8 protein-coding genes and 1 pseudogene are annotated in these 13457 nt (G+C 64.0%); 5 read left to right on the top strand and 4 right to left on the bottom strand.

Going from position 1 to position 13457, the window contains the following annotated elements:
* Positions 1-163: 163 nt before the first annotated feature.
* Positions 164-2794: an aminopeptidase N gene (pepN, locus tag AB656_RS00510; RefSeq protein ID WP_033503900.1), complete on the bottom strand. Its 2631-nt coding sequence runs from the start codon at positions 2792-2794 to the stop codon at positions 164-166.
* 685 nt (positions 2795-3479) lie between these two features.
* Between pepN and AB656_RS00505 the strand changes: the two genes are divergently transcribed.
* From AB656_RS00505 to AB656_RS00485, 5 genes and pseudogenes are all read left to right on the top strand, one after another.
* A complete protein-coding gene (locus tag AB656_RS00505) occupies positions 3480-4064 on the top strand; it encodes an aldo/keto reductase (protein ID WP_051905198.1) in 585 nt (194 codons plus the stop codon).
* 534 nt (positions 4065-4598) lie between these two features.
* Positions 4599-5173 (top strand): annotated as a pseudogene (locus tag AB656_RS07540) (Rossmann-fold NAD(P)-binding domain-containing protein).
* A gap of 99 nt (positions 5174-5272) precedes the next feature.
* On the top strand, positions 5273-6511 hold the full coding sequence (locus tag AB656_RS00495) for an argininosuccinate synthase (RefSeq protein ID WP_033503901.1): 1239 nt from the start codon (positions 5273-5275) through the stop codon (positions 6509-6511).
* Between the two features lie 73 nt (positions 6512-6584).
* Positions 6585-8129, top strand: coding sequence for an argininosuccinate lyase (argH, locus tag AB656_RS00490; protein ID WP_081924804.1), 1545 nt, complete (start codon positions 6585-6587; stop codon positions 8127-8129).
* Between the two features lie 120 nt (positions 8130-8249).
* Entirely contained in the window at positions 8250-9170 is a 921-nt protein-coding gene (locus AB656_RS00485) for a Tle-like phospholipase domain-containing protein (RefSeq protein WP_051905196.1), read from the top strand.
* Between the two features lie 119 nt (positions 9171-9289).
* On the opposite strand, the gene AB656_RS00480 is transcribed toward AB656_RS00485, so the two are convergent.
* The 3 genes from AB656_RS00480 to AB656_RS00470 form a co-directional block, all read right to left on the bottom strand.
* Positions 9290-11176 (bottom strand): ribonuclease J, encoded by a 1887-nt coding sequence (locus AB656_RS00480; protein ID WP_033503905.1) that lies wholly within the window; start codon positions 11174-11176, stop codon positions 9290-9292.
* A gap of 214 nt (positions 11177-11390) precedes the next feature.
* Positions 11391-12749, bottom strand: coding sequence for an MFS transporter (locus AB656_RS00475; protein WP_051905195.1), 1359 nt, complete (start codon positions 12747-12749; stop codon positions 11391-11393).
* The gene (locus AB656_RS00470) at positions 12746-13432 is read right to left on the bottom strand and encodes a GNAT family N-acetyltransferase (RefSeq protein WP_144418892.1); all 687 of its coding nucleotides are present in this window, start codon (positions 13430-13432) and stop codon (positions 12746-12748) included. The genes AB656_RS00475 and AB656_RS00470 overlap by 4 nt, the downstream gene beginning before the upstream one ends.
* Positions 13433-13457 lie beyond the last annotated feature (25 nt).

Here is a 13457-nt window from a genome sequence, read left to right as displayed (position 1 = left end):
CCTCTTGTCTCACGCGCGGACGGGCCCCCAGGCCCGCGAAAAGCATACCCGACCAGCTTAGCCCGCCCGCCAGCCCCAAGCCCGCAAGCCCGTAAAGGCCCCCGAAGCCTTCACCCGCCAAGCACGGCGCGTGAGGCTTTGGGGGCCTTTGTCGATCAGCGGGTCAGCGGGCGCGCTTGGACAAGTGTTGGTTGTAGGCGCGTACGCGCAAAACTCGGCGGGAGGCTTCCACGTTCTGGATTATCATGCCTCGCAGCGCCTTGGGGGCGTCCGTGTGGTCGGCCAGCCAGTGCTCGCCAGCGCGCACCAGGGCGGCCGGGTCCGCCTTGTAGGGGTAGAGGCCGCCCGCGGAGAGCGGGTTGAGCAAGGTTTCGGCGATATGGAAGGTCTTGTGGGACCAGACCCAGTCGACTACCTTAAAGAACTTGTCCACATAGGGCGCGAACAGATCCTCGTCCCCGGAGCCGGAGAAGCCGTCCGCCACCGCCTCGATCTGGGCGTTGGTCAGGTCGGCGTTGTGCAAGGCTTGATCCCAGGCCCATGCTTTGGCCGCCTTGGAAGGCCGGGCCGCGCGGGCGCCCATGGCGAACTCTCGGTTCTCCGTGGAGTCGCGCCTGTCGAGCTCAGCCTGGATGTCCGCCTCGGAAGCCATGTTCTGGGCGGCCATAGCGTGAATCACGGCCCAGCGCATGTTGTTGTCCACTTCCAAGCCTTTCAGCTCGCTCTCGCCAGCAAGTAAGGCGCGGGCGTGGTCGCCGAAGTCTTCGTCATCGCCGTAACCCAGGTAGGCCTGGACCAGTTGCAACTGCTCGTCGGAACCGGGCTCAGCCGCCATGGCCAGCTTCCATAGGCCTTGCGCCACATGTTCCAGCACCTCGGGCCGGGTCTTGTCCGCCACATACGAGTGGGCCGTGGTCGACAGCTGCGCCAGGGCGTAGCGGAAGGTGGTGGACTGGCGCTCGGTGGCCAACGTCCGCAAGACCACGTCGATGAAATCCTCGGCCGGGTATTGCCCGTCGCGGGTCATGTCCCAGAATCCGAGCAAAACGATGGCTCGGGCCAGCGAATCGTTGAAGGCGCCCAGGTGGTCCCGCGCGAACGCCAGCGAATCCGCGTCCAAGCGCAGCTTGGCGTAAGTCAGGTCGTCATCGTTGACCAAGATGAAATCGGGCCGGCGCTTGCCTACCAGCTCGGCGATAGGCGTGGAAGCGCCGTCGATATCCACCTCGAAACGGTCGGTTCTCATCACCTGACCGTCCTCGCCCATGCTGTAGAAGCCGACGGCAAGGCGGTGGGGGCGCAGGACCGGATGCTCTTCGGGCGCGCTCTGCTCAATGGCGAAGGAAGTGATGACGCCTGACTCGTCGCAGGCCAGCTTCGTCGTCAGCGTGTTAATCCCGGACTCCTGCAGCCACTTGGCGGACCAAGCCTTGAGGTCGCGCCCGGAGGTGGCTTCCAGCTCGGCCAGCAGGTCGGCCAGGGTGGCATTGCCATAGGCGTGCTTGTCCAAGTAGTTGTGGATGCCCTCGAAGAAGCGCTCCCTGCCCACGTAGGCCACCAGCTGCTTCAAGACGGAAGCGCCCTTGGCGTAGGTGATGCCGTCGAAGTTCACCTCGGTGTCGTGCAGGTCATTGATCGGCGCCACGATCGGGTGGGTCGTGGGCAGCTGGTCCTCGGTCAAGGCCCAGGACTTTTCGCCCGAGCAGAAGGTGGCCCAGTCGTCGGACCATTCGGTCGCCTCGGCGGTGCACAGGGTGGACATGAACTCGGCGAAGGACTCGTTGAGCCACAGGTCGTTCCACCACTTCATCGTCACCAGGTCGCCGAACCACATGTGCGCCAGCTCGTGCAGGACGGTCTCCACGCGCCGGTTGATTTTCGCGCCGGTGGCCTTGGACTCGAAGATGTACTGGTCGCGGAAGGTCACCAGCCCGATGTTCTCCATAGCGCCGGCGTTGTACTCGGGCACGAAGATCTGGTCGTACTTGGCGTAGGGGTAGGGCACGCCCCAGGTCTTGGCGTAGAAGGCGAAGCCCTTCTGGGTGACATCGAAGAGGTAGTCCACGTCTTTTTCGAGCGCGGGCCGCAAGGCCTGGCGGCAGTAGAGCCCCATAGGCACCGTGCGCCCATCCTCGTTGGCGAACTCGGTGGTCCACTTGGCGTAGGGTCCGGCGCAGATAGCGGTTAAGTAAGAGCTCATCTTGGGCGTGGTCTCGAACACCCAGCGCTTGCAGCCCTCTGCTGGCGCCTTTTCCAAGGTGCCCGGCTGGGTCTGCTGGTCCACTGGCTCGCAGGAGGAGGCGGGCATGTTCCCCAAGACGATCCAGGACTGCGGGGCGACGACCGAGAAGTCGAAGGTGGCCTTAAGGTCGGGCTGATCGAAGACCGCGTACATGCGGCGGGCGTCCGGCACCTCGAACTGGCTGTAGAGGTAGACGCGCCCGTCGGAGGGGTCCACGGACCGGTGGAGGCCCTCGCCGGTATGGGAGTAATCGCACAGGGCTTTCACCCTCGCCTCGTTGTGGGCCTTCAAACCCTTGAGCTCAATGCGGCTGTCCTTCCAGACTTCGGCCGGGTCCAAAGCCACCCCGTTGAGCTCCACCGAATCGACCCGGGAGCCGATCAGGTCCAAAAACGTAGAGGCCCCGCGCTTGGCGGCGTCGAAGCTGATGACCGCTTCTGAAATAAAGCTCTTGGGCCCCTGGGTCAGATCCAGGCTGACTGCGTATTTAGGGTTGGAAACGATGCTCGCGCGCTCTTGCGCTTCCACTCGGGTCAGATTTGCTCCTGGCATTCCTGCGTCCTTTTCTGCTGTGCTTTCCACGTCATGCCCACTCACCCGCGCCCAGCCCGGCCCAATCGGCCAGTCCCGCGCCGCAAAGGCACCTTTTACCACTTTAACCGCAGCCATGCGCAAATCCTCAGCCTTCCGCGACCCCACTCGCTCTAGGCGTACAGGCCCGCCTTATAAGCGCGTGGCGCCCTGTTCCTTCAGGTCCTCACCGGTTTTGCTGGCGTTTGGAGCAGCGACACTACGTTGAGCAACCAGAAAAATCGCTTTGCTAAACTGACGGTTCGGGACTCGGGATAAGTCAAGCTAAGTTGCATTTTTTGATACTTATTCGCGGGTTTGAGGATAGTTGGGTATATCCGGTACCCGGTTGGAGGGGTTATGCGCTCGCTTCATGAGTGTCATCATAGCTCTCATCTCCTTAGCCGTCCTGGTGGGAGGAGCCGCGACTCTAGCGAGCCCTCGGCCTGCTCACGCAGACGACGTCAGCCAAGGTTTCTCCCTCTCACCCACCGAAGGCCCGATTGCGGGCGGGAATGAAGTCGCTGTCAAACCGCCCTTTCAGAGCAGCATGAAGTTCAAACAAATAAGCGCCGAAAGCACCCACGCAGTCGCTATTGGAGATGGCGGGAACACTTAGGCGTGGAGAAGCAACGAAGTAGCGTTGCTGGGCGGGGACCGTCCTGTAATGGCCTCCTCAGTACCAATAAAAGTTAAGACCCCAGCTAATGTAAGCTTCACGCACGTCAGCGCGGGCGGCAGCCACAGCCTGGCCATCGATGGATCAGGGCACGCCTGGAGCTGGGGATCCAACCAGAACGGGCAGCTGGGCATGACCGCCAACAGCGGCACCTTCCAAGACAACCCCACACCCGTCCACCTGAACGCCGTGGACCAGCGCGAGACCAACCCGCTCAACCAGCAGAAGGACATGGCCAAGCTTGCGGCCGAGCACGGCACGCTCATCCAGGCTTGGGCGCCTCTGGCCCAGGGCAACAAGGCGGCTTTCGACAGCCCGATCCTCAAATCCATCGCGGCCACCCACGGCAAGACGGTGGCCCAGGTCATGCTCCGCTGGCTCCTTCAGCGCGGCATCCCTATGGTGGCCAAGAGCACCCATGAGTCCCGCCTGCGCGAAAACATCAACATCTTCGACTTCCAGCTCAGCGAGGCCGAAATGTCCCAAATCGCCACTATGGACCAGGCCCGCCCACTAGGAGGCCTGAGCCATCAAGACCCCGAAATGCTTTCCAACCTCATGCGCTTCAAGTAGGTCGACTCACCCGCTACGAGCGAGCGTGGTTTGATTCAACGAATCAGGACCGCCCTCTCCCGGCTGACTAACAGGCCAACGGAGAAAGGGCGGTCCTGTCGTGCGGCAGCAATTACAGCGAAACGGTGGGCCGGAACGCAAGAGCAGGCAATGATGCATAACGACACGCCATATTTATAGTTATACACTGCAGCGCAATAGTATATAAGAAAGATTGGAGCACCAGTGAACGGGCGCTTGCGATGGACCGTACCGCTGCGGCCTCTTGGCCGTTGTGCAGCCGACTCCCGCCCCCGCCCGTGCGGCGATGAAGTGGCGCCCGAAAGACGGCCCGACCGTCAACGCAACGACGTTTAGCGCCCGCCCGTCGAGCCGGTGCGGCCGCCCAGGCGGAGATGGACCAGGGCCCAGCATCCTCACGGCCCTGCCACCGGCACCGCCCGACGGCTGATGGCGGAAAAGGGAACGCCCAACGACAAGCGCTACGACGATACCAGGCAGGGGCCAAGTCACCCCCACCAGCGAGGAGCGAACATGAGCGGAACACTACGGCACTTCCTACGTGACGACGACCTGAGCCAGGCCGAGCAACGGCAAGTCCTGGAATTGAGCATGCGTTTCTGGCGGGACCGGCACTATCGCACGCCGTTCGCAGGCCCCCAGGCGGTGGCCATCCTCTTCGACAAGCCCAGCACGCGGACCCGCTCCAGCTTTTTGATCGGCGTGGCCGAGATGGGCGGCTACCCGCTGGTGATCGACCAGGCCGGCTCCCAGTTGGGCAGAGGAGAATCAGTTTCGATGCGGCCACGGGAGCCGACTGCTTCTTTACCGGCACCTGGGTCTCGATGGGGGAAGAGGACGGGTACGCCGCGCGGTCCAAGCCTTTCCTGGACTACCAGGTGAACGACGAACTGATGGCCGCCGCCAAGGACGACGCCCTCTTCCGGCACTGCCTGCCCGCCTACCGGGGCAAGGAAGTCGCCGCTTCCGTGATTGACGGGCCACGCTCGGCGGTCTGGCAGGAGTCGGAGAACCGCCTGCACGCCCAAAAAGCCCTCCTGACCTGGCTGATTGGCCAGAAGCGGGGCGACCCCTCCCTTCTGGCTTGAACCCGTGGAAGCGAACCAATCCACCAATTGTGTAATTTTATGCAATCTAATGTATAATCATTTATATCTTCTGAGGAAAGCCTTGAGGAAAGGGTTGCGATGAGCGGTAACAATAGAATCGTCTTGGCGTATTCGGGCGGATTGGACACCTCGGTAGCCATCCCCTACCTGAAGGAGCGCACCGGCAAGGACGTCGTCGCCGTCTCCCTGGATGTAGGCCAGGGCGGCGAGGGGTTGAAGACCATCAAGGCGCGCGCCCTGGCCTGCGGCGCGGTCGAGGCTTACGTCGTGGACGCGCGCGGGGAATTCGCTGACCAATACTGCATGCTCGCGCTCAAAGCGAACGCCATGTACGAGGGGGTCTACCCGCTGGTCTCCGCCATCTCGCGGCCGCTGATTTCCAAGCACCTGGTGAGGGCCGCCCATCAGTTCGGCGCGGACACGATCTGCCATGGCTGCACTGGCAAGGGCAACGACCAAGTGCGATTCGAGGTCTCCATACAATCCATGGACCCGCAACTCAAGGCCATCAGCCCCATCCGCGACCTCTCGCTGACGCGCGACGTGGAAATCGCCTTCGCCAACGACCACCAGCTGCCCATCACCCAAACCGAGGAGAGCCCTTACTCAATCGACCAGAACGTATGGGGACGCGCCATCGAGACCGGCTTCCTGGAGGACCCTTGGAACGGCCCGACCGAGGAGTGCTACACCTACACCGCCGACCCGTCCGTCCCCCACGAGCCGGACGAAGTGGTCATCGACTTCGAGCAGGGCGTACCGGTCAAGATCGACGGGCACAAGGTAACGCCGCTGCAAGCAATCACGGAGATGAACCAGCGGGCCGGAGCCCAGGGCATCGGCCGCATCGATCTGATTGAGGACCGGCTGGTGGGCATCAAGTCCCGCGAGCTCTACGAATGCCCCGGCGCAGTGGCGCTGATTACCGCCCACCAAGAACTGGAGAACTGCTGCCTGGAGCGCGAGCAGCACCGAATCAAGCGCGACATCGACAAGCGCTGGGCCGAGCTGGTCTACGACGCGCAATGGTTCTCGCCGGCGGTCAAATCGCTCAATGCCTTCATCGAGGACACCCAGCAGTATGTATCCGGGCAGATTCGCATGATTATGCGTGCTGGGACGGCAGTGGTGACCGGGCGCCGGTCGGATTCCTCCCTCTATGATTACAAGCTGGCTACCTACGATTCCGGCGACACCTTCGACCAGTCCTCCTCCAACGGGTTCATCGACCTGTACGGCTTGCCTTCGCGGGTGGCCGCCGCGCGCGACATCCGCTTCGGCAATGGCATCGAAGAGCCGGACGAAACGGTGCAGTGAGCGCCCACTGGAGCGATCAGAACGCAGCGGAAGCAGCGGAAGCAGTAAGCAGGAGCAAGGGCGAGGAGCGGTGATGGGGCAGGGACCGGATACGCACGGCGGCACCAGCGAAGGCACTGGCACGCGGCCAGGTACGGCCACTCAGGATGGAATCGAGGGTCGTTTGGCCCTCTGGGGCGGAAGGTTCAAGTCCGGCCCCTCCCCCGAGCTGGCGGTTCTGTCCAAATCGACTCAGTTCGACTGGAGGCTGGCCGACGACGATATCGCAGGCTCCCATGCACACGCCCGCGCGCTGGGACGGGTCGGCCTGCTCAGCCAGCAGGAACTGGAGAGCATGGAATCCGCTCTTGACCTGCTGCAGGCGCGGGTTGATTCCGGCGCGTTCATCCCGGACGAAGCGGATGAGGACGAAGCGACCGCCTTGGAGCGCGGGCTGATTGATATAGCCGGCGACGAACTGGGCGGCAAACTGCGCGCCGGCCGCTCACGCAATGATCAGATCGCGGCGCTCATTCGCATGTGGCTGCGCCGGCAGTCAAGGGCCTTGGCCAGCGAGCTCGTGAGCCTCTGCCGGACCCTGATCGATCAGGCCAAGGCCGCCGGAGACACAGTGATGCCAGGCCGCACGCACATGCAACATGCCCAGCCGATATTGTTGGCGCATCAACTCATAGCTCACGCATGGCCCCTCCTACGCGACCTGGAACGCTTGCGCGACTGGGACCATCGGGCGGATGCCAGCCCGTATGGTTCAGGCGCGTTAGCCGGCAACACCTTGGGATTGGACCCTGCGGCCGTGGCCAAGGAGCTGGGGTTCTCCCACGTGACCGAGAACTCGATCGACGGCACAGCCAGCCGAGACGTGGTCGCTGAATTCGCCTTCATAGCGGCCATGATTGGTGTGGACCTGAGCCGGTTGAGCGAGGAAATCATCATCTGGAACACCCAGGAGTTCGCCTTCGTGCGCCTAGACGACGCCTACTCCACCGGCTCATCGATCATGCCGCAAAAGAAGAACCCCGACATAGCCGAGCTCGCCCGAGGCAAATCCGGCAGACTCATCGGCGACCTGACCGGGTTGCTGACCACGCTTAAAGGGCTGCCAACCGCTTACGCCCGCGATTTGCAGGAAGACAAGGAAGCCGTCTTCGACCAGGTGGATACGCTGCTGACCGTCCTGCCCGCCTTCACCGGCATGGTGAGGACCCTGACCTTCGACCATGAGCGCCTGGAGGCCGAGGCCCCGACAGGATTCGCCCTGGCTACCGACATCGCCGAGTGGCTGGTCAAGCAAGGCGTCCCCTTCCGCCATGCCCACGAACTGTCGGGAGCCTGCGTGCAGGTCGCGGAACAACGCGGCGTGGAACTGTGGGACTTAAGCGACGAGGACTTCCAACGGGCGTTCAAGGACTTCCTGCCGGCACCACTCGCCCCGCAGGTACGCCAGGTCCTCTCCACCCAAGGTTCCGTACAGGCGCGCCAAGGTCAAGGCGGCACCGCCCCAGCTCGGGTCACCGAGCAGATCGCCCAAGCCGAGGCCCAACTGACCGCACTGACCGCTTTCGCCGCCAGCAGCAGCGACGGCCCGGCGTACAAAGCACCAGGCAGCCTCCACTAACCAGGGCCCAGACGTGCCTTCCCCCAGTGAACGTGAGCCCGGAATAGAGGGGGCGTCGACATGGTTTGATGTGGTAAGGCGCGGACCCTGCCGGTCCGAGGAAACGATTGGGGATTGGCCATGGGTTGGGAGCGGGCGGAGAATCCAGGCGGATTCAATCTGTACCAACTGAACCTGTTGTGCCAGTACTCGTATGGGGTGGGACGCGGAGACGAACGCACCTTGGTCGGGTGGCATGACTTCCATGACGAGCGGCTGGGCTCGTACTGGGTGCTGGATTCGCTCTTCAGCCCAAGCAACGGATTCGAGGGGCTCGTGGCGGCGCCTGATAACGGACGCGGGCAGGCGGACGGCACCCACGTGACGGTGGTATTCGCCGGCACGAACATCAACGACGATGCCCGTCATGACCTGTGGGCCATGCCCGGCACTTTCATACTGCGCACGGGAAATCATTTTGCCCAGACCGAGGAAGCAGGCATCTTGCTTAGGCAGGCCCGTAGGCAGGCACAGAGGTTAGGACACCCTGAGACGGAGCCGGTCCTGACCGGACACAGCCTGGGCGGAGGACTGGCCCTTCTGCTAGCCATCCGCCAGGGACTGCAGGCCCGGGTCTTCTGCGCGGTCGATCCTTGGAGGGTGCTCACCCGGCAGGAGCGGCAGGCGGCCGCCAAAGCCCGTGCGATCGGCAGTCTGGTGGACTACCGGCTGTCCAACGATCGTCTGACCGGCCCCCTGAACCACCTACTGTCCGGCCGGGATGATCGGAGCGCCCAAGTGGTCTGGGGCGGGCAGGGACACGACTTGCTCGGCCACTGGCTCAGCGGCTTCTCATTCGACGGCTCCGGCGCGCTCGTGACAGGGTTACCGCCTGTTGGCTTGCCTGAGAGACTGACAGGCTTGCGCAAGCGACTGGCCGACTGGCTCATCCGCCAGCCCCAGCGACTTTGTGGGACGCCCCGTCGCGCCGCCAGATGGATGCGCCGCTCAGCCAAGTGCTGGATACGAGTCCTCCCCCGCTTCTTCGGGCGCGGAATCTGACCCGCGACCCCTCCAGATGCGCATAAACCCCCGCCCGGACGAATCCGAGACGGGGGCTTACCCGCACCTTTAGCGAGGTCAACTCCATGAACGCCACAACCGCCAGCGTAACTGACTGGCTACCTGCCGCTCTCCTGCACGTCGATGGCGATATCAGCAACGACCGGCACGATGACCGGGCGGCGATGGAGCTTGCGGGAGATCCAACCGCCCAGGGTGCGGCGCATCAGCTGCTGGAGCTTGTAGGTGTCGTGGGTGCCGGAGGACATCGCATCCTCCAACTGGGCCACGATCTGGTCCTCGATAGCGCGGAACTCGCGCTCGTCCTCGGCCACGGCGTTCAGGTAGACCTTCGGTCCGGAGACCACCTCGTTGGTCTCGGAGTCGACCACTGCGAAAGCGGAGACGAAGCCCTCGGTGCCTAGGATGCGGCGCTGCTCAAGCTCATCGTCGGTCAGCTCGCCGACCGAGTCGCCGTCCACATACACGTAGCCGCAAGGCACGGAGCCCACAACGGCGGCTTTCCCGTGGTAGAGGTCGACCACGTCGCCGTCCTCGGCCAGGACCACGTTCTGCGGGTCCACACCGGTCTTGACCGCAATCAGGCCGTTGGCCACCAGGTGGCGGTTCTCGCCGTGGATGGGCATGGCGCACTTGGGCTGCACGATGTTGTAGAAGTGCAGGAGCTCGCCCTCGTCCGAATGCCCTGAGACGTGGATGGCGGCGTTGTCGCGGTTGACCACGCGGGCGCCCTTGCGGATCAGCTTGTTGATCACCTTGTAGACGCCATGCTCGTTACCAGGAATCAGTGAGGAGGCCATGATGACCGTGTCGAACTCGTTGATATGGATGTCGCGGTGGGTGCCGTCAGCGATGCGGCCCAGCGCGGCCATGGGCTCCCCCTGGGAGCCGGTGCACATGTAGACGATCTTGTCGTCGGGAATCTTATGGGCTTCCTTCAGGTCCACGACCGTGTCCTCGGGCAGGTGCAGGTAGCCCAGGTCGGAGGCGATCCCCATGTTGCGCACCATCGAGCGGCCGGCGAAGACCACCTTGCGCCCGTGCTTATGGGCGGCGTCCACCACCTGCTGGACGCGGTGGACGTGGGAGGAGAAGGAGGCGACGATGATCTTGCGCTGAGCCTCGTCGAAGGCCTTGTCCAAGGCCGGGGCGATCGAGATCTCGGGCTTGACGAAGCCGGGGACCTCCGCGTTGGTCGAATCGACCATCAGCAGGTCCACGCCGGACTCGCCCAGGCGTGCGAACTCGCGCAAGTCGGTCAGTCGGTGGTCCAAAGGCAAGGGGTCGATCTTCATATCACCGGTGTCGACGATATGGCCGGCCGGGGTACGCACGGAGACGGCGAGCGCGTCCGGGATGGAGTGGGTGACGGCCACGAATTCCAGGTTGAAGGGGCCCACCTTGAGCTTGTCCCGGCCCTTGACCTCAACCTCGGTGGGGTGCTGGTGGTGCTCCTCGCACTTGGCGTCCACGAAGGCCAGGGTCAGCTTGGAGCCGATCAAGGGGATGTCAGGACGCAGGTTCAGCAGGTAAGGCACACCGCCGATGTGGTCCTCATGACCGTGGGTGAGGACCAGGGCGTCGATCTGGTCCAGCTTGTCCTTGATGTAGGAGAAGTCAGGCAGGATCAGGTCCACGCCGGGCTGCTCCTCCTCGGGGAAAAGCACGCCGCAGTCGATGAGCAGGATGTGCCCGTTGTATTCGATGACGTTCATGTTGCGGCCGATTTCGCCCAGGCCGCCCAAAGGCGTGATGCGCATGGAGCCCTTGCGATACTTGGGAGGCGCGATCAACGCTGGTTCCTGGGGCTTGGCGTCCCTGCGGCCGCCGGAACGGGAGCCGCCCCTGCGCGGGTTGGAGCGGGAACCGGCCTGGCCGCGGCCGCCGGACTTCCTGCCGGCACCTGACTTGGCGCCGGAGCGGGAGCGGGTCCTCGACCCCTTCTCGCTCTTTAATTCATTGTCTTGTGTTGCTCTATTAGCCATTTCCACTTAGATTCCTATTAGTGCCCCCACCTGTGCGGGAGCGACGGTTCATGCTGCCCTAGGGCTCCACGGCGTTCCGCCAGCCGCGCCAGAGCCCCTCACAGGACCCAGGGTCGCGTGCGCCAGGCACAGCGTTGCTCAAACCTTAGGCGCGCCGACTGGGGTTCCTGCTCGGCAGGTCCGGCGGACGGCGACGCATCTCACTATTCTCAGGTTATCGCTGCGCCGGGACGCTTGGGTTCGTCGAGCCTGCGCCAGCGCGCTCCGGGTGGCGATTGAAAGCCCAACCCACCAGGGCCAGGGGTACCGCGCAGGCGGTCACGATCCAGGGGATCATCATGCCACCGGCCGGTCCGGCCGTGTCCAAGACCATGCCCGCCAGTGTGGAGCCCAGCGAACTGCCGATCGAGGAACCGGTCGACAACCAGGACAGGCCTTCTGTCAGGGCGGAGGAGTCGACGGTGCCGCGCACGATCAGATTGCCGATAGCGTAAATAGGCGAGACGCACAGGCCGGTCACCAGCTCGACAGCGCCCAGGACGAGCAGGTTGCCCATGGTCAGCCGGAAGCCGATGAAGCCAATGGTCAACAGCGTTAAGTACAGGGTCAGATAGCGCCAGCGCGAGCCTCTGAGCTTGACCGAGCCGAAAATCAGCGCCCCGCACAAGGATCCGGCCGCGATCAGCGACAGTTGCAGGCCCACGATCGACTCCCTGCCCATCTGCTTGGTCAGCGCGGTCACGGTCACGTCAACCGCCGAGAACGACATATTGAAGACCACGAAGATGACGAACAGGAGCAGGACCACAGGATGGGACATGGCGCTGCGGGGCTTGTACCGGCCTTGGTGAGCGCCAGGCTTGACCACGCCGCCAGCGTCCACTGGGGAAGCGACGGCGCCCTGGCCCCCGGCCCCGATCAACTGGGACTGCGGGACGCGCGTGACCGCCGGCGGTTCGGTGGAACGCAGGGAGAAGAAGATGAGGCCACCCACCAGCAGGGCGGCGATCGGCACGAACAGCTGGGCCACCGGATTGACGGAGGTGGCCAGCCAGGCCGCCAGGATCGGCCCCAGGATGAACACACACTCGTCCACGCCGGACTCCAGGGCGTAGGCGGTGTTGAGCAGTTCCTCGCCCCGCTCCCCCTGCGGCCCCAGGGCCCAAGCCCAGCGGGTGCGGACCAAGGCGCCGAAGGAGAACTGGGTCAGACCCATCACTATGGCCATGACGAACAGGGCCCCCAGCGCTATGCGGTTGAGTGCGCCCAGGGCGAAGGCCAGCATGGCCACGATCTGCACGCTCAGTACGACCAGGCCCACCCGCCGCTGGCCGAAGCGGTCGAACAGGCGGGCGTAGAAGGGGGTGACCAGGGCGGCGGAGAGCGTGAAGACCGCGCTCATAAGCCCGGCCGAGGTCCAGTTGTTATAAATGTGGTTCAGGGCCAGCACAATGCCTAGGCCCATCATCGATATGGGCATGCGGGCCAGGGCGGCCGCCGTGCAGAACCCCTTGGCTCCAGGCAAGCGGAAAAGGGTCAGGTAGGGTGAGGATCCGCGGGTCTTAGCGCTCATTTGGACCCACCGCCGCCCTGGTTGCGCAAACCCCACCGGGCTTGCTGGTCAGCCACCGAAGCCGCGTAGACGAAAATGTCCTCGTAGAATCCGCTGCGCTCGTCCGTCTCCTCGGGATGGTCCGCGCTCCAGCGTGCGGCCGCGCGCTCCATGCCGATATGGTCGTAGTAAGACACATCGCAGGAGGAATCCGTGTGCAGGAAAAAGCGCTTCACCCCGGCCTGTCCCAGGTAGGCGAGCATGTCGCGCCAGAGCAGGCCCCCCACCCCGTGGCCGCGGGCCTGGGCGGCCACAAGGAAGAGCTTGAGTTCGGCCTGGGCGCTGGAACGCACCTCGATCGAATCCTCCACCCTTTCCTCCAAGCGGTGCCAGGCTTGCATGCGTTCCAAGGTCCGAGCGCCCTGATCGCTGGCGGACAAGGCGGCGTCGGCCTGGGTCAGCTGGGCTGGAGCCTGGGGGAAGAGGATGGGCTGACCGGCCAAGCCCAGCAAGGTGACGCCCATGAACCGGCCGTCCAGGCAGGCCACGCGCGCCCGGCTCGTGGTCAGCAGGTAGCGCAGGACGAAGTGACGGGATTCCAGTCGGGAGAGGGATTCGCCATCACTGTCGGCCTGGCTCCAGGTTCGCTCGAACTCGTCGGCCACCTGATCCAAATCCTCCCACGTCATATCGCGTAGGCTCACAGCCCCAGTCTTCGGGGACCGTTGG

It is taken from the genome of Bifidobacterium actinocoloniiforme DSM 22766 (assembly GCF_001263395.1).
Taxonomy (GTDB): domain Bacteria; phylum Actinomycetota; class Actinomycetes; order Actinomycetales; family Bifidobacteriaceae; genus Bombiscardovia; species Bombiscardovia actinocoloniiformis.
The sequence above is the reverse complement of the archived record's forward strand: the minus strand, read 5'-3'. Positions and strand labels throughout refer to the sequence as shown.

Excerpts from the sequence above, each read along its gene's own strand:
- AB656_RS00480 (WP_033503905.1), bottom strand. The coding sequence starts at position 11,176 with ATGGCTAATAGAGCAACACAAGACAATGAATTAAAGAGCGAGAAGGGG.
- AB656_RS00485 (WP_051905196.1), top strand. The coding sequence starts at position 8,250 with ATGGGTTGGGAGCGGGCGGAGAATCCAGGCGGATTCAATCTGTACCAA.
- argH (WP_081924804.1), top strand. The coding sequence starts at position 6,585 with ATGGGGCAGGGACCGGATACGCACGGCGGCACCAGCGAAGGCACTGGC.
- AB656_RS00505 (WP_051905198.1), top strand. The coding sequence starts at position 3,480 with ATGGCCTCCTCAGTACCAATAAAAGTTAAGACCCCAGCTAATGTAAGC.
- pepN (WP_033503900.1), bottom strand. The coding sequence starts at position 2,794 with ATGCCAGGAGCAAATCTGACCCGAGTGGAAGCGCAAGAGCGCGCGAGC.
- AB656_RS00475 (WP_051905195.1), bottom strand. The coding sequence starts at position 12,749 with ATGAGCGCTAAGACCCGCGGATCCTCACCCTACCTGACCCTTTTCCGC.
- AB656_RS00495 (WP_033503901.1), top strand. The coding sequence starts at position 5,273 with ATGAGCGGTAACAATAGAATCGTCTTGGCGTATTCGGGCGGATTGGAC.